Below are 20,528 nucleotides of genomic sequence, written 5' to 3' on the forward strand. Positions count from 1 at the left end.
CTCAAACGAAATCGTTCCGAGATCGAACGCCATGAACCTTCTCCGGTATCCCTCTTCCCCCGGCAGGTGCTCCGAGTGGACACGCAGACGGTCTCCGCCCCACGGGCGGACACCCCCACCACGACCGCGCTCAAGCCCAACGCCCTGGGCGTCATGGGCATCCTCTTCTTCGTACTCTCCGGCCAGGCCCCGCTGACCGGAATCGCCGGCGCCGCCCCGATCTCGGTCGCCATGGGCAACGGGGCGGGTACCCCGGCCACCTATCTGCTGGCCGGGGTGGTGATCCTCTTCTTCTCCGTCGGGTTCGTCGCCATGGGCAGGCACGTCGTCGACGCCGGCGCCTTCTACACCTACATCGGCGCCGGACTCGGCAGGACCGTGGGCGCGGGCAGCGCGAGCGTGGCGCTGGCCGCCTACTGCGCCATCCAGGCCGCGATGTACGGCCTGTACGGCGCGACCGTCAGCGCCCTCGTCTCCGACCACACCTCACTCGACCTGCCCTGGTGGGCCTGTGCGCTGGCCACCATGGCCGTCGTTCAGGGCCTGGGGGTCGCGGGCATCGAGATGGGGGCCCGGGTCCTCGCCGTCTTCGTCCTCGCGGAGTTCGGCATCCTGCTCGCCTTCGGGCTGGTCACCCTGTTCTCGGGCGGCGGGCCCGAGGGGCTCGGCGCCGCGGAGAGCTTCTCCCCGGCGGCGGCTCTCCAAGGCGCGCCCGGGGTCGCCGTGATGTTCGCCGTCGCGTCGATGTTCGGCTTCGAGGCGACCGCCATCTACGGCGAGGAGGCGAAGGAACCCAGGAGGACGGTGCCGCGGGCGACCTATCTCTCGGTGGTCGTCGTCACCGGCTTCTTCGCGTTCATCTCGTGGATGCTGATATCGGCCCACGGGGCCTCCGCGGCCCCGGGAGAGGCGCGTGCCGCGCTGGCCTCCGGCGACTCGTCGGGCTTCGTCTTCGGGCCCGTCGCCGACCAGTTGGGCGGCTGGGCCTCCGGCGTCCTTCCGGTCCTCCTGGCGACGTCGCTCTTCGCCGGAATCCTCACCTTCCACAACTCCGCCAACCGCTACCTCTTCTCGCTGGGCCGCGACGGACAGTTCCCCGCCGTGCTGTGCCGCCTCAACTCCAGGCGCTCGCCCTGGGTCGCGGGCTGTGTCCAGACGGTCGTGGCGCTCGCCCTGGTCACGCCCTTCGCACTGACCGGCCAGGACCCGGTCCTCACGCTCTTCTCCTGGTTCAGCGGACTCGCGGTGCTGGCGATGATGCTGCTCTACCTGCTGACGTCCCTCTCCGTCGTGGTGTTCTTCCGCCGCCGCCGCGCGGACGCCCGCACCTGGAACACCCTGGTGGCACCGGTGCTCGGCAGCCTGGGACTCGTCGGCGCGATCTGGCTGATCCTGGCCAACTTCACCACCCTGATCGGTGGCGCGGCGGGCACCGCGGCGTGGCTCGTGCTGTCGGTGCCGCTCGTCATGGCCCTCGGCGCGGCCAACGAACGTATACGGCGCCGGCGTACGGACACCCCGCCGGCTCCGGTGGACCGGGCCGCCTGACCGGCCGCCGTACCGACACCACGGCGCACAGAACACCGAACCGCACCCCCGACGTGGTCTGGAGGACCGCATGACCGCTGCCACCCACGACACGTGGATCCGACGGGCCGAGAAGCTGGAACCGCACGGCGCCCACCTGATCGACGGCGCCGACGAGGCCGGCGGCGGCGCCGCTTTCGCCGCCGTCTCACCCCGCGACGGCCGGATCCTGGCCGAGGTCGCCGACGGAGGCGAGGCCGAGGTGGACGCCGCGGTCGCCGCCGCGCGCCGCGCGTTCGACCACGGCCCCTGGCCGCGCCTCGCGCCTTCCGAGCGCGGCCGGATCCTCACCCGCGTCGCCGACCTCCTCGACGAACACCGCGAGGAACTCGCCCTCACCGTCAGCCTGGAGATGGGCAAGCCGGTCACCGACGCCCACGACATCGAACTCCGGGCCGTCGTCAACACCTTCCGCTGGTACGGGCAGCTCGCGGACAAGCTCACCGACGAGTCCCCGCACACCCCGCACGACGCACTGGCGCTCGTCACCAGGGAGCCCGCCGGAGTCGTCGGCGCCGTCGTCCCCTGGAACTTCCCCCTCACTCTGGCCGGCTGGAAGCTAGCCCCGGCGCTCGCCGCCGGCTGCACCGTCGTCCTCAAGCCGTCCGAGCGCTCCCCGCTCTCCGCCCTGCTCCTGGGCCGCATCGCCCTGGAGGCGGGACTCCCCCCGGGAGTGCTCAACGTCGTCAACGGCGACGGCCCGGTGGCCGGGCGGGCCCTCGGCCTCCACCCCGGTGTCGACGTGCTCGCGTTCACCGGATCCACCGACGTCGGACGGCAGTTCCTGCGCTACTCGGCCGACTCCAACCTCAAGCGGGTCTGGCTGGAACTGGGCGGCAAGTCACCGAACATCGTCCTGCCCGACGCGCCCGACCTGGCCCGGGCGGCCGCCACCGCCGCCTGGGGCATCTTCTTCAACCAGGGCGAGATGTGCACCGCCCCGTCCCGGCTCCTCGTCCACTCCTCCGTCGCCGAAGAGGTCACCGAGGCCGTCGTGGCGCACGCCCGCGCCCTGCGTGTGGGCGACCCGCTCGACCCCGCCACGCAGATGGGCGCACTGGCGGGCGAGGGACACCTCGCCCGCGTGCTCGACCACGTGGACGCCGCGTCCGCCACCGGCGCCCGGCTGCTCACCGGCGGCGCGCGGACCCTGGCCGGGACGGGCGGGAGCTATCTGGAGCCGACCGTCTTCGACCGGGTCGCCCCGGACAGCCGCCTCGCCCGCGAGGAGGTCTTCGGCCCCGTCCTGTCCGTGCTCACCTTCGACGACCTCGACGAGGCGGTCTCCCTCGCCAACGACACCGAGTACGGCCTCGCCGCCGGTCTGTGGACCTCGGACCTGTCCACCGCCCACACGCTCTCCCGCGCTCTCAGGGCGGGCACCGTATGGGTCAACTGCTACGAGGAGGGCGACCTCACCGTCCCGTTCGGCGGGATGAAGCAGTCCGGCAACGGACGGGACAAGTCCGCACACGCCCTGGAGAAGTACATGGAACTGAAGACCACCTGGATCCAGCTGTGAACCGCCGACCGCTGATCGCCGTACCCACCCGCTTCGCCGCGAGCACCTCGGCGCTCCGGTACGCGGCCGAGGTCAGCGCCCGCGCACTGGTCGAGGCGGTCTGGCGGGCGGGCGGCGAGCCCGTCGGGATCCACCCGCACGCCCCCGGGGGCACGGCGGACCCGGCGGAGACCGCCGCCCGCCTCGCCCGCTTCGACGGGCTGCTCCTGCCCGGTGGCGGGGACCTCGCCCCGCACCGCTACGGCGCCGGCCACACCCACCAGGAGGTCTACGACGTCGACGACGAACAGGACGCCTTCGACCTGGAACTCGCCCGCCAGGCCCTCGCGAGCGGACTGCCGCTGCTGGGGGTCTGCCGGGGGCTCCAGGTGGTCAACACCGTGCTGGGCGGGACACTGCACCAGGACATGGGCGGTCCCGGACGCGACCACCGCCATGTCGTCCACCCCGTCGCACTGTCCGCCGGATCGGGGCTGACCCGGATCCTGGGCGTCGACAAGACGGATGCGTCCTGCTACCACCACCAGCACGTGGACCGGCCGGGCGAGGGACTGACCGTCACGGCCCGCGCCGCCGACGGGACCGCCGAGGCCCTGGAACTCCCCGGGAGCGAGGGCTGGTTCCTCGCGGTGCAGTGGCATCCGGAGGACACCGCGGCCACGGACCCGGTGCAGCACCGCCTCTTCGAGGCACTGGTCCGGGCCGCGCTCGGGAAGAGCTGAAGCGGCGCGTCCGGACGCCCCCTCGGTGCCACCGGGGAGGAGCGTCCGGGTCAGCCCTTCGCGCGCCGGCCGCTGCGGCGTGGGGTGGGCTTCTCGCCGTTCAGCAGGGCGGTACGCCGGTCCTCGCCCTCCTCCTCGACCTGGAGGACGACGCGACGCAGCCCGTCGGCGAGGTCACGGCACTCCTGGTCGCTCAGCCGGCCGGTGACGAAGGCCTCCTCCTCGTTGAAGGCGGGGAAGACCCGGCGCATGAACTCCTCGCCCTGAGGCGTCAGCGCCAGGAGTACGAGCCGCCCGTCCGTCGGGTGCCCGGTGCGCCGCAGCAGGCCACGGGACTCCAGCGTCCTGACCACTCCGGTCAGCGTCCCCTTGGAGACCCCGGACTCCTCCGCGACGTGGCGGGTCTCGGACTCGCCCCACACCCACACCACCCACAGCACCACGAAGGCGGTCCAGGTGAGGTCGGCACTCCGCAGGACGGAGTTCTCGAGGTGCTGGCGCACCGCCGACGCGGCACGGTAGATGTTGGCCACCGCGGCCATCTGCTCGCGGCGGACGGGAATGCCGCCGAGCTTCGCCTCGGCGAGTTTCTCCGCCTCGCTGATGGACCGCTGGCTGGGCACGGTGGCTCCTCGCGTCGTCGCCGGATCGCGGTTCCGCAGGCCCCGCGGTCGTCCGGCCACACATTCTACGGCCGGGGGAGGAGCGGACCGGTGTCCCGAGGCCACGGGACCGTCCGCACACGGGCCCGTGCCCCCTGCGCGGACGGCGCGGACTTCCGGCCGGGGGCCGCGCACCGGCGGTCGCGGCCCCCGGCCGGATCACGCGGAGCCCGGCCCCAGCAGGGGCGGAGCCGTGCGCGTCCAGGGGGCCGCCGCCTCGTAGGCGTAAGCCAGTTGCAGGACGGCCCGGTCGGCCCGGTCCTTCCCGATCAGCTGCACACCGGTGGGCAGCCCCGCGTCGTCGAGGCCGGCCGGCAGGGCGGCGACGGGCAGACCGCTCAGCGACCACGGCGCGACCGTCTCCATCCACCGGTGGTAGGTGTCCATCCGGCAGCCGCCCACGGAGTCGGGCCAGTGGACCTCCTTGGAGAAGGGGAAGACCTGCGTCGTGGGCGCGAGCACGTAGTCGTACCGGTCGAACAGGTCGAGCAGGGAACGCTGGAAGCGGTCGCGGGCGGCCACGGCCCGCGAGATGTCCAGCGCGCTCAGGCCCGCCCCGTGCTCCACCTCCCAGACCGCCTCCGGCTTCATCAGGGCGCGGGTCCCGGGATCCTCGTAGAGATCGTGGAGACCCAGGTTCTGCCACCAGCGCCAGACGAGGAACGTGCGCCAGATGTCCGCGGGCGGCATCGCCGGGAGGGCCTCCTCGACGGTGCAGCCCAGGGACTCGAAGGCGGCGAAGGACTTCCGGCACACGTCCAGCACGCCCGGATCGAACGGGAGATGACCGTTCCAGTCGCCGACCCAGGCGATGCGGGCGCCACGGAAGTCGCGCTTCAGGGAGGCGGAGAAGACCGCGGGGTCCTCGTCGATCCCGAGCGGTGCGCTCGGGTCGGGTCCCGCCATCACGGAGAGCAGGGCCGCCACGTCGGCGACGGTACGGCCCATGGGCCCGGCCGTCCCGAGCTGTGCGACGTACCCCGGGTTGGGCACCCGGCCCGCGCTCGGCCGGAAACCGACCACGCCGTTGAAGGCGGCGGGGTTGCGCAGCGACCCCATGTAGTCGCTGCCGTCGGCGACCGGGAGCATCCGCAGCGCGACCGCGGACGCCGCACCCCCGCTGCTGCCGCCGGCCGTCAGGGACGGGTCGTACGCGTTGCCCGTGGTGCCCCAGACGGAGTTGTACGTCTGCGAGCCGAGACCGAACTCGGGGGTGTTGGTCTTGCCGATGACGACGGCTCCGGCCCTCTTGATCCGGTCCACGAAGAGCGCGTCGGTGGAGGCGATCCGGTGCCTGTGCACGGGGGAACCCTCCGTCCAGGGAAGGCCCTTCGCGGGAGAGAGGTCCTTGACCGCGTGCGGCAGCCCGTGCATCCAGCCCAGGTGGCGCCCGCTGCGCAGATCGCGGTCCCGCTCGCGTGCCTCGTCCATGCAGGCTTCCGGGTCCCGCATGCCCACCACGGCGTTCACCCGCGGGTTGATCTCCTCGATGTGGCGCAGGTAGGCCTCCATGACCTCCTCGCACGACACCTGGCGGAGCTTCACCGCCGAGGACAGGCGGCGCGCCTCCAGGGTGACGATCTCGTCGGGTCGCCCCGGGCGCCGGCCGGAGCCGGCCGCCGCGCCCGCCGGAGCCGCTCCGCCCAGCGCGGCGCCCGCGCCGAGGGCCCCGGAGGCGGAGAGGAAGCGCCGTCTGCCGAGGGACGTCGTGGGGGAGTCGGCTGAGGTCCGTCGCGGTGCACTGGGCATGAGGCCTTCCAGGGGGTCGGGCCGCACGCCGTCCGGTGCGTCCGGGCGGCGGACGCGCGGCGTGCGGGCGAAGGGGGAGCCGACGGCGCTCGCGGGCGGATCGGCGCGCGGTCCGGGCCCGGCCGGAGGAGCCCGTGCCTGGCCGGGGGTGGGGCGACCGGGCGCGGGCGGGACGTCCGCCCGCCGGTCGGCAGCGCGGACTCCCTTGATTGTTTGACCTCAAACGATATGAGGGTGGCGTGGTGAGCGCAAGGGCCGCGCCGCCGCGCGCCCCCATGCCCGCGGGGCCGGTGTCCGGCCGGGCCGTGCGCGCCGCGCGGGCACCGCCCCCCGACCGTCCCGGTCCGTCCCCGGGGCGGTCGGGCATGCCGACGGCCGCGAGGCGGGAGCGGTGTCCTCGTCCGCGCGGGCAAAGGGGCGTGACCTGCGAGTGAACTGCCCTCCCGCGCCCACGTCAAGGGATTCGTGCGTTCAGGAAATGAACGAGGTGACTGCCGGAGGGTCGCGGCGCATGGGTACGGACCAATCTCGGCGTGAAGTATTGACGCCTCTGTTCCAGCGCGGTTAACTCCAGCCGCAACGCCGGTACCGGTTCCGGGACCGGTTGCGGAACCGGTACCGCCACCGCCCAACTCCCCTGCCCCGCCTTGTCCCTGGAGGCTCCGATGCGCGTCACCATCGCCGATGTCGCCCGTGAGGCCGGCGTCAGCAAGACGACCGTGTCGCGGGTCATCAACCTCAAGGGGGAAGTGGACGGTGCGACGGCCGCCCGTGTTCGTGAAGTGATCGCACACCTGGGTTACGTGCCGAGCTCGGGAGCCGTCGGCCTGGCCCGCGGGAGCAGCCGGACCGTCGGGATGCTGGTTCCCTCGCTCACCTGGCCGTGGATGGGTGAAGTGCTCCAGGGAGTGGTCGACACGGTCGAGGCCGCCGACTACGGCCTGCTGCTCTTCACCTGCAACCGGGGTGCCGAGTCCGTCGAGCGCTTCACCACCCAGGTGTCGGCGCGCGCCTTCGACGGTCTGGTCGTGGTCGAGCCGGAGAACACGCTCGACCAGCTCACCGCCCTGCACCACTCCGGGCTGCCGATCGTCCTGATCGACGACCGGGGGCACCACCCCGAATTCCCCTCCGTCGTGACCACCAATCGCGAGGGGGGCGCGTCGGCGGCCCGTCACCTCCGGGCCGCGGGTCGCACCAGGCCCCTGGTCGTCACGGGCCCGAGGCACTTCGGCTGCGTGAACGACCGGCTGGAGGGCTTTCGTTCGGTCCTTCCCACCGAGCTGGTGGTGGACGGGGACTTCACCGAGCGCGGGGGCCGTCTCGCCGTCGAGGAACTCCTCGCCGCCGGGGTGGAGTTCGACGCGGTGTTCGCCCACAACGACATCACCGCCGCGGGCGTCCTGCGCGCCCTGAGGGCCGCCGGCCGCCGCGTACCCGACGACATCGCGGTGGTCGGCTTCGACGACATCCCGATGGCCGAGCACACCGAACCGCCGCTGACCACCGTGCACCAGCCCACGCGCCAGATGGGCGAGGTGGCCGCCCGGCTGCTGCTCGCGCACCTCGGCGGCACCGACGTACCGGACGGCCCCGTCGTCCTGCCCACCGAACTGGTCGTGCGCCACTCGGCGCCGTAACGGACCCGGCTCCGCCGGGCATCCGCCCCTGTCCCCGCACCAGCCGCAACGGCACCCGCACCACCCGCCCCGGCGCGTCGAGCGCTGTCCACACCGGATCTCCCAGACCCGCAGTCCTCCTGGAGTCGCCATGTCCGTACGCCGCCGTCACACCCTGAGAGCGCTCTCAGTCGCCACCGCCGTGGTGGCTCTCGCCGCCGGCTGCTCGTCCGCCAACTCGGGTGCCAACAAGGGAGGCGGAGCCGGCGCCTCCGGCGTGCTGACCCTCGGCAAGCCCGACGGACCGCAGGCCGACAACAGCAACCCGTTCCTGGCCACCTCGGCGGCGGCCACGCTCGGCTACCGGTTCATGGTCTACGAGCCCCTGGCGATGCCGAACCAGATCCGCCCCACCGAGAAGGCGGACCCCTGGCTCGCGACCGCGTGGGACTGGGAGTCCAACTTCACCAAGCTCACCTTCACGCTCGACAAGCGGGCCAAGTGGGCCGACGGCAAGCCGCTGACCGCCGCCGACGTCGCCTTCACCTTCGAACTCCTGAAGAAGCACCCGGCGCTCAACAGCAACGGCATCCCCTTCGACGGCATCGCGGTCGAGGGCGAGAAGGTCGTCCTGACCTTCAAGGAATCCCAGTTCGTCAACCAGAACAAGATCACCTCGACCTTCGTGGTGCCCAAGCACATCTGGGAGAAGGTCGAGAACCCGGAGACCTGGCCCAACCGGACCCCGGTCGGCTCCGGACCGTACAAGCTGAAGACGTTCACCCCGCAGACCACCACCCTGACGGCCACGCCCACCTACTGGAAGGGCGAGACCAAGGTCAAGGAGCTGCGCTACACGGGGTACAACGACAACAGCGCCGCCACGACCGCGCTGGCCAGCGGCAAGCTCGAGTGGTCGTTCGTCTTCATGCCGAACTACAAGCAGCTCTACATCGCCAAGGACCAGAAGAACCACAAGCTCTGGTTCCCGTCCGGGCTCGGCATCCACGGCCTGTGGTTCAACACCGCCCGCAAGCCGTTCGACAACCCCGCCCTGCGCAAGGCGATGGCCATGGTCGTCGACCGCAAGGCGATCCACATCCAGGCCCAGGCGACCCTGTACCCGGAGATCACCAACCCGACCGGCATCCCGCTGCCCGCGGGTGAGCCCTTCCTCGCGCCGGAGTACAAGAGCGCCACCACGGCGCCCGACGTCGCCGGTGCCAAGAAGGTGCTCGCGGACGCCGGCTTCAAGCTCAGCGGCGGCGTGCTCAAGGACCCGAGCGGCAAGCCGGTGACGCTGACCTTCACCGACCCGGCCGGCTGGAACGACTACATCACCGGGCTCTCGATCATCAAGGACAACATCAAGCAGCTGGGCATCGAGGCCAAGGTCAAGACCCAGACCGCCGAGGCCTGGGGCACGGACGTCGCCACCGGCAACTTCGACGCCACCCTGCACTGGACCAACAGCGGTGCCACGCCGTACGACATGTACCAGAACATCATGGACGAGGCGATCCTCCAGCCCATCGGCAAGTCCTCCCAGGTGGGCAACTTCGGCCGCTTCAAGAGCCCCGAGGCGACGGCCGCGCTGAGGGAGTACGCCAACGCCACGGACGACGCCACGCGCACCAAGGCGATGAACACGCTGCAGAAGATCATGGTCGAGCAGGCACCGGTCATCCCGACCGCCGCGGCCCCGATCGGCGCCGAGTACTCCACGAAGAACTGGGTGGGCTGGCCCACCGAGAAGGACCCGTACGCGGCTCCGCAGCACACCCAGCCCGACGCTCTGCAGGTCGTGCTGAACCTCAAGCCCGCCAAGTAAGTACGGGGAAGAACCGGCCATGACCACCGAACAGTCCGCAGACGTGCGCACCGGGACCGATGTGGTGCTCGAAGCACGCGGAGTCACCAAGCACTTCCCCGTGCGGCGTACCGCCGGCGACCTCCTCGCCCGCAGACACCGCACCGTCCACGCCGTCGACGACGTCTCGCTGGAGCTCCGGCGCGGCACCGTCACGGCACTGGTGGGGGAGTCGGGCTCCGGCAAGTCCACCGTCGCACGGCTGCTCGCCCAGCTGTACCCGCTCACCGCGGGTGAGATCCACCTGGGCGGCGCGGCGGTCAAGGCCGGGCGTGGCCGGTCCTTCCGTACCTACGTCAAGCAGGTCCAGCTGATCTTCCAGGACCCGTTCGCCTCGCTCAACCCGGTGCACACCGTGCGCTACCACCTGACCCGCGCCCTGAAGATCCACGGCCGGGCGGGGAGCGGGGACGCGGAACTGGAGAAGAACCTGACGGCCCTGCTGGAACGCGTCCAGCTGACTCCTCCTCATCAGTACCTGGACAAGTTCCCGCACGAGCTGTCGGGAGGGCAGCGCCAGCGCGTCGCGATCGCGCGCGCGCTCGGCGCCGACCCCCAGGTGCTGCTCGCCGACGAGCCGGTCTCGATGCTCGACGTGTCGATCCGGCTCGGCGTGCTCAACCTGCTCCGCGACCTCAAGGAGCGGCTCCGTCTCGCGATCCTCTACATCACCCACGACATCGCGTCCGCACGCTACTTCGCCGACACCACCCTGGTGATGTACGCCGGACGCATCGTCGAGGGCGGTGACAGCGAGACGGTCACCCAGCACCCCGCCCACCCCTACACCCAGCTGCTGATCGCCTCCGCCCCCGACCCGGACCGGATCGCGGACGAGGCCGACCAGGAGGAGGCCGGGAGCGGCGAGCCCCCGTCCCTGATCACCCCGCCGGCCGGATGCCGCTTCCACCCCCGCTGCCCCAAGGCGATGGAGCGCTGCCGCACCGAACTCCCGCCGCGCTTCGACCTGGCCGACGGCCAGTGGGCGGCGTGCTGGCTGTACGACTCCACGAACGGCGGCGACCCGGCCGGCGACGCGACCGCGAAGGAGACGGCGAAGTGAAGTACGTCCTCCAGCGCCTCGCCTTCTACGCCGTCACCGCGTGGGCCGCGATCACCATCAACTTCCTGATCCCCCGGCTGATGCCGGGCGACCCCGTCGAAGCACTGCTCAGCAAGTACCAGGGACAGCTCGACACCACCGCCATAGCCTCCCTGAAGGCGCTGTTCGGCCTGAACGAGAACCAGTCCCTCTGGTCCCAGTACACCGACTACTGGTCGAGCCTGTTCCACGGCGACCTCGGCCTGTCCTTCACCTACTTCCCCACCCCGGTCGGTGAGGTCCTCTCCGACTCGATGCCGTGGACGCTCGCCCTGGTGGGGATCACCACGCTGATCAGCTTCCTCCTCGGCACGGGCATCGGCGTCTACAGCGGCTGGCGGCGGGGTTCCTGGCTCGACGGACTGCTGCCCGTCACCACGTTCATCTCCTCCGTCCCGTACTTCTGGCTGGGGCTCATCGCCATCGCCCTCTTCGCGGTGAAGTGGCCGCTCTTCCCCTTCGAGGGCGGCTACGACAGCTCGCTGGTCCCGGCCTTCGACTGGCCGTTCATCTCCAGCGCCCTCTACCACGGGGTGCTGCCCGGGATCACGATCGTGCTCAGCGCCGTCGCCGGCTGGATCCTCGGCATGCGCAACATGATGGTGACGGTCTCCTCCGAGGACTACGTCATGGTGGCGCAGGCCAAGGGGCTCTCCGAGCGGCGGGTGATGTTCTCCTACGCCGCCCGCAACGCGGTGCTCCCCAACATCTCCGGCTTCGCCCTCTCCCTCGGCTTCATCGTCAGCGGCACTCTGCTGGTGGAGATGGTCTTCAACTACCCGGGCATCGGCTTCCGGCTCCTCCAGGCGGTCGGGGCGAAGGACTACCCGCTGATGCAGGGCGTCTTCCTGGTCATCACCCTCTCCGTGCTGGCCGCGAACCTGCTGGCCGACATGGCCTACGCCCTCCTCGACCCGCGCACCCGCAAGGAGGCCTAGTGGGCCTCCGCCTCTCCTCCGGGCCGTGCCCGGCTCGCGCGGCCCGGCACGCGCTCCCCCGAACTCCCGGCTTCGCTCGAGCAGGGAGGGGCCCCCAGCGGCGTCGCCGTCACTCGACGGGCCCCCGCGCCGCCTCCCTCCTCCGCCGTGCGGCTGCACGCACCAGACCACGCTCCCCGATCCGGCCTGCTCCGGAAGAGAGGCCCTGACATGGCCGTCACCGCCACCGACGTAGCCGTACTGGACGATGTCCCCGCTCCCGCCGCGCCCACCCGCGCCAGGCTGCGGTTCCTGCGCGGCGGGAAGACCCGCACCGGGCTGCTGATCCTCGCGTTCTTCGTGCTCCTCGCCGTCATCGGCCCCTGGATCGCGCCCTACGACCCGGACGCGATGAGCGACCAGCTGCTGCAACCGCCTTCCGCCGAGCACTGGTTCGGCACGACGCACACCGGTCAGGACGTGCTCTCGCAGATCCTGGTCGGCACCCGGGGCGTGCTCGTCGTCGGATTCCTCGCCGGGATCCTCGCGACCGTGCTGTCCGTGATCATCGGGGTCACCGCCGGCTTCCTCGGGGGCGCCGCCGACGAGGTGCTCTCGATGCTCTCCAACATCTTCCTCGTGATCCCCGGACTGCCCCTGATCATCATCATCGCGAGCTTCGTCGAGGACACGACGGACCTGCTCATCGCGGCCGTCATCGCGCTGACCTCATGGGCCTGGGGATCGCGCGTCCTGCGCGCCCAGACCCTCTCCCTGCGAAGGCGCGACTACGTCGAGGCGGCCCGTGCCACCGGGGAGTCGACCTGGCGGATCATCCTCTTCGAGGTCCTGCCGAACCTGACGGCGGTCATCGCGTCCGGATTCGTCGGGACCGTCATCTTCGCGATCCTCTCGGAGATCACCCTCGCCTTCATCGGCGTCGCAGACATCTCCCACTGGAACTGGGGCACCGTGCTCTTCTGGGCCCAGTCCAACCAGGCCCTCGCACAGGGAGCCTGGTGGTGGTTCGTCCCCGCCGGGCTCTGCATCGCCCTGCTGGGCACCGCGCTCTCCCTCATCAACTTCGGCATCGACGAGTTCGTCAACCCGCGCCTGCGTACCGCCACCGGTGCCTCCCGGAAGGTCAGGATGCGCGTCGGCTTCACCCCCGTGGCACGCGCCGCCGCGCCCGCCGCGCCCGCCTTCACCCCGGTGGTCCGCGACGGCGCACCCGCGGAGCCGGAGCCCGCCGGCTCCCCCGAATCGCCCGGCACGCCCAGCAAGGAGCACAGCGAATGACCGCCGAGCCGATCCTCACCATCAGCGGCCTGAACGTCGACTACGGCACCGGGACGAGCGCTGTGCACGCCCTGCGCGACATCGACCTCACCCTTCACCGGGGCGAAGTCCTCGGACTCGCCGGGGAATCGGGTTCGGGCAAGTCCACGCTGGCCTATGCCGTCACCCGGCTGCTCTCCCCGCCCGGAGTGATCACCGGGGGTGACGTCCGCTACCACCGCGAGGGCGCCGAGCCGGCCGACATCCTCGCCCTCACCCCGGACGAGCTGCGCGCCTTCCGCTGGCAGGAGCTGTCCATCGTGTTCCAGGGGGCGATGAACTCGCTCAACCCGGTGCACACCGTCCACAGTCAGCTCACCGACGTACTGGCGGCGCACCGGCCCGGCATGCGGCAGGAGGAGCGCACCGCTCGTGCCGAGGAACTGCTCGGTCTCGTCGGGATCTCCGCCGACCGGCTCGCCGCCTACCCGCACCAGCTCTCCGGCGGCATGCGCCAGCGTGTGATGATCGCGATGGCGCTGGCCCTGGAACCCGAGATCGTCATCATGGACGAACCCACCACCGCCCTCGACGTGGTGATGCAGCGTCAGATCCTGCGCAAGCTGGTGGAGCTCAGGGAACGGCTCTCCTTCTCCGTCGTGTTCATCACCCACGACATCTCCCTGCTGATCGAGTTCTCCGACCGGATCGCCATCATGTACGGCGGCCGCATCGTCGAACAGGCGGCGGCCGCCGAGATCTACCGCGACCCCCGTCACCCCTACAGCGACGGCCTGCTGCACTCCTTCCCCGCGCTCCACGGCCCCCGGCGCGAGCTCACCGGAATCCCCGGGTCACCGCCCCACCTCTCCGCCATGCCCACCGGCTGCGCCTTCCACCCCCGCTGCGCGAAGGCCTTCGAGCCCTGCTCCCAGCGGGTGCCCGTCCTCGCCGCGCCGGACGCCGGCCAGGACCGCGAGGTCGCCTGCTGGCTGCACACCTGACCGTACGCCCGGCCGTTCACCACCCCACAGACAAACGGATCTACGGAGACCCATGAATCTCGTCACCCCCCGCAGCAGCCTGCAGCCCGCCGCCGTCCAGGGTCTCCCCGCCGACTTCCGCTGGGGCGTGGCCACCTCCTCGTACCAGATCGAAGGGGCCGCCTCTGAGGACGGCCGCACCCCGTCCATCTGGGACACCTTCTGCCGGGTCCCCGGAGCCGTGCACCGCGCCGACCACGGCGACGTGGCCTGCGACCACTACCACCGGATGCCCGAGGACGTGGAGCTGATCGCCGGCCTCGGCGTCGACACCTACCGCTTCTCGCTCGCCTGGCCGCGCATCCAGCCGGGCGGCCGGGGCCCCGCCAACGCCAAGGGGCTCGACTTCTACAAGCGGCTGATCGACGAGCTCCAGGGGCAGGACATCACCCCTTGGATCACGCTCTACCACTGGGACCTGCCGCAGGAGCTGGAGGACGCCGGCGGCTGGCCGGCCCGCGACACGGCCCTGCGCTTCGCGGAGTACGCCATGCTCGCGTACGAGGCGCTCGGCGACCGGGTCGAGCACTGGACGACCCTCAACGAACCCTGGTGCTCGGCCATGCTCGGTTACGCCTACGGGGCGCACGCCCCCGGCCGCACCGACATGGGCGACGCGCTGAGCGCCGTCCACCACCTGCTCCTGGGCCACGGCCTCGCCGCCCGGCAGATGCGTGAGGCCGCCGGGAGCAACCCCCTCGAACTCGGCATCACCCTCAACCTCGGCACCGCCACCCCGGAGACCGACAGCGACGCCGACCGGGACGCCTGCCGCCGGGCCGACGGCATGGGCACCCGCCTCTACCTCGACCCGCTCGTCCACGGCCGCTACCCGCAGGACGTGGTCGAGGACCTCGCCGCCCAGGGCATCACGCTGCCCGTCCAGGACGGCGACCTCGACGCCATCGCCACCCCGATGGACGTGCTCGGCGTCAACTTCTACCGGGGCGCGGTGTTCTCCGGCGTCACCGAGGAGGGAGCGACGACCGACGCCGACGGCCTGCCCGTCGTGCGCGGGATCGAGCGCGACCTGCCCCGTACGGCCATGGACTGGGAGATCACCCCGACCGAGCTGACCGATCTCCTGCTGCGGCTCCAGCACGACTACGCGCTGCCGACCGTCATCACCGAGAACGGCGCCGCGTTCGAGGACACCGTCGCCGCGGACGGCTCGGTGCCCGACACCGGCCGTACCGCCTACCTCGCCGACCACATCGCCGCCGTGGCCGAGGCGCGCCGCCGTGGAGCCGACGTCCGCGGCTACTTCGCCTGGTCGCTCATGGACAACTTCGAATGGGCCTACGGCTACGACAAGCGATTCGGCATCGTCCGCGTCGACTACGACACCCAGGAGCGGACGCTCAAGGACAGCGCCAAGTGGTACCGCGACACCATCCGGCTGACCCGGAACACCCGTACCGGCAGATCCGAATAGGAGCACCCCCATGCCCTCTCGCGCGACCTTACTGGCGACCACCGCGGCCGCACTGATCTCCCTGGCCACGCCCATGGCCCTCGCCGCCCCCGCCCCGGACCCCGCGGTGAAGGCCGCCGCCGCGGCCTGGGACACGGACCGGGCGGCGTCCGCCTACGCCGCGAACCCCGGCGCGGTCACCGCGTCCGGGAGCGAGAACGGCGGTACGGCCCCCGGCGCCGCCACGGACGGCGACGCCGCCACTCGCTGGTCCAGCGACTTCGCCGACAACGCCTGGATACGGATCGACCTCGGCTCCACCATCCGGATCAACCAGGTCAAGCTGGTCTGGGAGGCCGCGTACGGCAAGAAGTACGTCCTGGAGGTGTCGAGGAACGGCACCGACTGGACCCCCTTCTACACCGAGACCGAGGGCACCGGTGGAACCGTCACAGCCCACACCTATCCGCAGGAGGTCACCGGCCGCTACGTCCGGATGCGAGGCGTCGAGCGCGCCACCCCCTACGGCTACTCCCTCTTCTCCTTCCAGGTGTACGGCGGCGAGCCCGCCCCCGCCTCCACCACCCGGACCAACCTCGCCCTGAACCAGCCCGCCTACGGCGACCTCTACCAGCACGCCGGGAACTCGCCCGCCTACATCACCGACGGTGGCTGGCCTGCCGGCCTCAAGGCCGACACCTCCCGCTGGTCCTCCGACTGGAACGCCTCGCGCTGGGTGGGCGTCGACCTCGGCGCCACCTCCACCATCAGCAGCGTCGACCTGTACTGGGAGGCGGCCTACGCCGTCGACTACGAGATCCAGGTCTCCGACGACAACCGGACCTGGCGCACCGTCCACCGCCCCTCCGCCGCGGAGGTCGAGGCGCGGCGCGCCGACGTGAAGTCCCCGGGCGACGCGGTCGGCCGGCACGACACGATCACCCTGCCCACGCCCGCCACCGGCCGCTACGTACGGATGCTCGGCAAGGAGCGCCGCTCCTTCTACAACCCGGCCCCGTCCACCGCCCAGTTCGGCTACTCCCTGTACGAGTTCCAGGTCTGGGGCACCGGGGGCAGCGCGAACGCCGCCTACCCCGCGCTCCCCAAGAATCCCGGCGGCACGTACACCACGAAGTTCTTCGACGACTTCACCGGCTCCGGCCTGGACCGCTCCAAGTGGCGTGTGGTGCGCACCGGTACGGAGATGGGCCCGGTCAACGGCGAGTCGCAGGCGTACGTCGACTCGCCCGCCAACATCCGTACGGAGAACGGCTCGCTGGTCCTGGAGTCGAAGTACTGCAAGGGCTGCACCTCCACGCCCAACGGCACCTTCGACTTCACCTCCGGCCGGATCGACACCAACACCAAGTTCGACTTCACCTACGGCAAGGTCAGCGCCCGCATGAAGCTGCCCGTCGGGGACGGTTTCTGGCCCGCCTTCTGGATGCTCGGCAGCGACGTCGACGACCCCGCCGTCTCCTGGCCCGGGTCCGGCGAGACCGACATCATGGAGAACATCGGCTACGGGGACTGGACCAGCTCCGCCCTGCACGGCCCCGGCTACTCCGCCGACGGCAACATCGGCAGGCAGCAGACCTACCCGAACGGCGGCCGCGCCGACCAGTGGCACACCTACGGCGTCGAGTGGACGCCCGAGGGCATGACCTTCACCGTCGACGACCGCGTCGTCCAGCAGACCTCCCGGCAGAAGCTGGAGTCCACGCGCGGCAAGTGGGTCTTCGACCACAACCAGTACGTCATCCTCAACCTCGCCCTCGGCGGTGCCTACCCCGCCGGGTGGAACAAGGTCACCCAGCCCTACTGGGGCCTGCCGCAGTCCAGCGTCGACCGGGTCGCCCAGGGCGGCGTCAAGGCGGAAATCGACTGGGTGCGCGTCGAACAGAAGTAGCGCCCCCCCGAGCCCACGGAAGAGAGCCGCACCATGTCCCGAACACCGCACGCCCGCGCTCGCCACCGCGCGAGACCGGCCACGGCCGCGCTCGCCGCGGTCACCGTCCTCGCCTCCCTCCTCGCCGGGGCCGTCCCCAGCGTGGCGGCCGACGCCGACGAACCCGCACCCGTCCTGGTCGACCGCTTCGAGGGCGAGGTGCCGCTCGGCAACCCGCCCGCCGACTCCCTGTTCACCTGGGGCGGCGACGCCGACGACCACCCCGCCATGAAGTTCGAGGACCGCGCCGACGCCCCCGAGGGTTCCAAGGTCCTCTCCGGCACCTACGACATCAGCGGCTACGGCGGGTTCAGCCACGAGTTCGCCGTGGACCAGCCCCCGGACGACTGGACCGCCCACAAGGGCATCCGCTTCTGGTGGTACGGCCAGAACACCGCGCCGCTGCCGCCCGGTTCGGGCAAGCGGATCAACTTCGAGATCAAGGACGGCGGAGCCAACGGCGGCGCCTCCGAGCTCTGGACGACCTCCTTCACCGACGACTGGGAGGGCTGGCACCAGGTCGAGATCCCCTTCGCCGACTTCGTCTACCGGGCCGACTACCAGCCCGTCGGAGGCATCGACCAGGTCCTCGGCCTGAACGAGATGTGGGGCTACGCGGTCACCTTCCCGACCGGCGCCCCCGGCTCCTTCGCCATGGACGCCGTGGAGCTCTACGGCAAGGCCGACCCGGCCCTGAAGTCGAGCGTCGTCGTCGACTCCGCCGTGCACACGGTCAAGGAGGGCGGCACCGCGGACATCAGGATCTCCGTCGCCACCACCGGATCCGTCCCCACCGAGGAACCCGTCACCGTCGAGTACACGACCAAGGGCGGCAGCGCGGAGGCCGGGAAGGACTACACCCCGGTCACCGGCACCCACACCTTCCCCGCGGGAACCGCCTCCGGCACCACCCACACGGTGACCGTGTCCACCACCAGGGACAAGGGAGCCGAGTCGGCGGAGACCATCCCGCTGGAGCTCACCGTCACCGGCGCCAAGGCGCCCAAGGAGAACCCGCAGGTCGTCATCGACGCCCACGGGCTGCCGTACCAGAACGCGAAGCTCCCGGTGGAGAAGCGCGTCAAGGACCTGCTGTCGCGGATGTCGCCGGCCGAGAAGGCCGGACAGATGACGCAGGCCGAGCGCAACGCCCTCAGGTCGCAGGGCGACATCGCGACGTACGACCTCGGCTCCCTGCTCTCCGGCGGCGGCTCGGTGCCCACCCCGAACACGCCCGAGGCCTGGGCGAAGATGGTGGACGCCTACCAGCTGCGCGCGCAGGCCACCCGCTTCCAGATCCCGCTGATCTACGGCGTGGACGCCGTGCACGGCCACAACAACGTGATCGGCTCGACGATCATGCCGCACAACATCGGCATCGGCGCCGGCCGTGACCCGAAGCTCGCCGAGAGGACGGGCGCCGTCACCGCGAGCGAGGTCCGCGCCACCGGCATCCCCTGGGACTTCGCGCCCTGCGTCTGCGTCACCCGCGACGAGCGCTGGGGCCGTTCCTACGAGGCGTACGGCGAGGACCCCGCCCTGGTGGAGGCCATGGAGACGGTCATCACCGGCATGCAGGGCAAGGCCGACGGCAGCGACCTCGACCGCAACGACAAGGTGCTGGCCAGCGCCAAGCACTTCGTCGGCGACGGCGGCACGGAGTTCGGCTCCTCCACCACCGGTTCGTACACCATCGACCAGGGCGTCACCAAGGTCACCCGGCAGGAACTCGAAGCCGTGCACCTGGCTCCCTTCGAGGAGTCGGTGAAGCGGGGCGTCGGCACGGTCATGCCGTCCTACTCCTCGCTCGACATCATCGGCGACGACGCCGGCCCGGTGAAGATGCACGCCAACGCCGAGATGATCAACGGCGTGCTCAAGGACCGGATGGGCTTCGAGGGCTTCGTCATCAGCGACTGGCAGGCCATCGACCAGATCCCCGGTGACTACGCGAGCGACGTCCGCACCTCGGTCAACGCCGGCCTGGACATGATCATGGTCCCGACCGCCTACCAGGACTTCACGAAGACCCTCCAGGACGAGGTCACCGCCGGCCGGATCAGCCAGGCCCGGATCGACGACGCGGTCTCCCGCATCCTGACCCAGAAGTTCCGCCTGGGCCTCTTCGAGAAGCCGTACGCCGACACCTCGAACCTCGACGAGGTCGGCTCCGCCGCCCACCGCGCGGTCGCCCGCGAGGCCGCCGCCAAGTCCCAGGTCCTGCTGAAGAACGACGGCCCGGTGCTCCCGCTCAAGGCCTCCCAGAAGGTGTACGTCGCCGGTTCCAACGCCGACGACCTCGGCAACCAGGCAGGCGGCTGGACCGTCAGCTGGCAGGGCGCCTCCGGTGCCACCACCACCGGCACCACCATCCTTGACGGGATCGAGAAGAACACCTCGTCGGCGACCTTCTCCCAGGACGCCTCCGCCCCGACCGACGGTTACGACGTGGGTGTCGTGGTCGTCGGCGAGAAGCCGTACGCCGAGGGCATCGGCGACGTCGGCAACGGCCACGACCTGGAGCTGACCGACGCCGACAAGAAGGCCGTCGACACGGTCTGCGCCGCCATGAAGTGCGCGGTCCTCGTCGTCTCCGGCCGCCCCCAGCTCATCGGGGACCGGCTTGGCGACATCGACGCCCTGGTCGCCTCCTGGCTGCCGGGCACCGAGGGCGACGGCGTCGCCGACGTCCTCTACGGCAAGCGGCCCTTCACCGGGCAGCTGCCGGTGACCTGGCCGAAGTCGGAGTCCCAGCTGCCGGTCAACGTCGGCGACGCGGACTACGACCCGCAGTTCCCCTACGGCTGGGGTCTCACCACCCTGAAGCCGGTGCCGTCCGGCGGCGAGGTCACCCTCACCGCGCTGGCCGTCGCCGCGCAGGTCGCCGAGCGGGCCCACCTCGGGAGGACGGCGGTGGGCAAGGAGATCGTCGACCGTGCCCGGCTGCTGGTCCAGCGCAAGACAGGCGGAAAGCTGACTCCGGCGGTGTCGAAGCCCTTCGCCGACGCCGACCACCTGCTGCTCACCGGTGACCTGACCGGAGCGGTCGCGAAGCTGCGGACGGCCTACCGGGCCGTGTAACAGCATGCGAGGTG

General features: G+C 71.2%; 14 protein-coding genes. 12 read left to right on the forward strand and 2 right to left on the reverse strand.

Annotation, left to right across the window (positions count from 1 at the left end):
* Positions 1-75 precede the first annotated feature (75 nt).
* The 3 genes from ACFXOA_RS10800 to ACFXOA_RS10810 all read left to right on the forward strand — a co-directional run bounded on the left by ACFXOA_RS10800 (position 76) and on the right by ACFXOA_RS10810 (position 3,831).
* On the forward strand, positions 76-1,548 hold the full coding sequence (locus ACFXOA_RS10800) for an APC family permease (RefSeq protein WP_385024863.1): 1,473 nt from the start codon (positions 76-78) through the stop codon (positions 1,546-1,548).
* A gap of 70 nt (positions 1,549-1,618) precedes the next feature.
* Positions 1,619-3,109: an aldehyde dehydrogenase gene (locus ACFXOA_RS10805; protein ID WP_385024866.1), complete on the forward strand. Its 1,491-nt coding sequence runs from the start codon at positions 1,619-1,621 to the stop codon at positions 3,107-3,109.
* Positions 3,106-3,831: a gamma-glutamyl-gamma-aminobutyrate hydrolase family protein gene (locus ACFXOA_RS10810; RefSeq protein WP_385024869.1), complete on the forward strand. Its 726-nt coding sequence runs from the start codon at positions 3,106-3,108 to the stop codon at positions 3,829-3,831. The genes ACFXOA_RS10805 and ACFXOA_RS10810 overlap by 4 nt, the downstream gene beginning before the upstream one ends.
* Positions 3,832-3,881: 50 nt before the next feature.
* Here ACFXOA_RS10810 and ACFXOA_RS10815 read toward each other — a convergent pair whose 3' ends face one another.
* Complete coding sequence (locus ACFXOA_RS10815) at positions 3,882-4,454, reverse strand: MarR family winged helix-turn-helix transcriptional regulator (RefSeq protein ID WP_385024872.1); 573 nt, start codon at positions 4,452-4,454, stop codon at positions 3,882-3,884.
* 198 nt (positions 4,455-4,652) lie between these two features.
* Positions 4,653-6,242, reverse strand: coding sequence for an amidase (locus ACFXOA_RS10820; protein WP_385024875.1), 1,590 nt, complete (start codon positions 6,240-6,242; stop codon positions 4,653-4,655).
* A gap of 665 nt (positions 6,243-6,907) precedes the next feature.
* Here ACFXOA_RS10820 and ACFXOA_RS10825 point away from each other — a divergent pair.
* The 9 genes from ACFXOA_RS10825 to ACFXOA_RS10865 all read left to right on the forward strand — a co-directional run bounded on the left by ACFXOA_RS10825 (position 6,908) and on the right by ACFXOA_RS10865 (position 20,514).
* A complete protein-coding gene (locus ACFXOA_RS10825; RefSeq protein ID WP_385024878.1) occupies positions 6,908-7,882 on the forward strand; it encodes a LacI family DNA-binding transcriptional regulator in 975 nt (324 codons plus the stop codon).
* Between the two features lie 130 nt (positions 7,883-8,012).
* A complete protein-coding gene (locus tag ACFXOA_RS10830) occupies positions 8,013-9,692 on the forward strand; it encodes an ABC transporter substrate-binding protein (protein WP_385024881.1) in 1,680 nt (559 codons plus the stop codon).
* A 19-nt stretch (positions 9,693-9,711) separates the two neighbouring features.
* Positions 9,712-10,794 carry an ABC transporter ATP-binding protein gene (locus ACFXOA_RS10835; protein WP_385024884.1) on the forward strand — a complete coding sequence of 361 codons (1,083 nt, stop codon included), beginning with the start codon at positions 9,712-9,714 and terminating at the stop codon, positions 10,792-10,794.
* Positions 10,791-11,771 carry an ABC transporter permease gene (locus tag ACFXOA_RS10840; RefSeq protein ID WP_385024886.1) on the forward strand — a complete coding sequence of 327 codons (981 nt, stop codon included), beginning with the start codon at positions 10,791-10,793 and terminating at the stop codon, positions 11,769-11,771. The genes ACFXOA_RS10835 and ACFXOA_RS10840 overlap by 4 nt, the downstream gene beginning before the upstream one ends.
* 210 nt (positions 11,772-11,981) lie before the next feature.
* On the forward strand, positions 11,982-13,049 hold the full coding sequence (locus ACFXOA_RS10845; RefSeq protein WP_385024889.1) for an ABC transporter permease: 1,068 nt from the start codon (positions 11,982-11,984) through the stop codon (positions 13,047-13,049).
* Positions 13,046-14,032, forward strand: a complete 987-nt coding sequence (locus ACFXOA_RS10850; protein WP_385024892.1) for an ABC transporter ATP-binding protein — start codon at positions 13,046-13,048, stop codon at positions 14,030-14,032. Before ACFXOA_RS10845 ends, ACFXOA_RS10850 begins: the two co-directional genes overlap by 4 nt.
* A gap of 52 nt (positions 14,033-14,084) precedes the next feature.
* On the forward strand, positions 14,085-15,506 hold the full coding sequence (locus ACFXOA_RS10855; protein ID WP_385024895.1) for a GH1 family beta-glucosidase: 1,422 nt from the start codon (positions 14,085-14,087) through the stop codon (positions 15,504-15,506).
* A gap of 10 nt (positions 15,507-15,516) precedes the next feature.
* A complete protein-coding gene (locus ACFXOA_RS10860) occupies positions 15,517-17,394 on the forward strand; it encodes a discoidin domain-containing protein (protein WP_385024898.1) in 1,878 nt (625 codons plus the stop codon).
* Between the two features lie 33 nt (positions 17,395-17,427).
* Positions 17,428-20,514: a glycoside hydrolase family 3 N-terminal domain-containing protein gene (locus ACFXOA_RS10865; protein ID WP_385024901.1), complete on the forward strand. Its 3,087-nt coding sequence runs from the start codon at positions 17,428-17,430 to the stop codon at positions 20,512-20,514.
* Positions 20,515-20,528: the final 14 nt, after the last annotated feature.

The sequence above is a fragment of the Streptomyces sp. NPDC059166 genome, from assembly GCF_042755185.1.
Classification (GTDB): Bacteria; Actinomycetota; Actinomycetes; order Streptomycetales; family Streptomycetaceae; genus Streptomyces.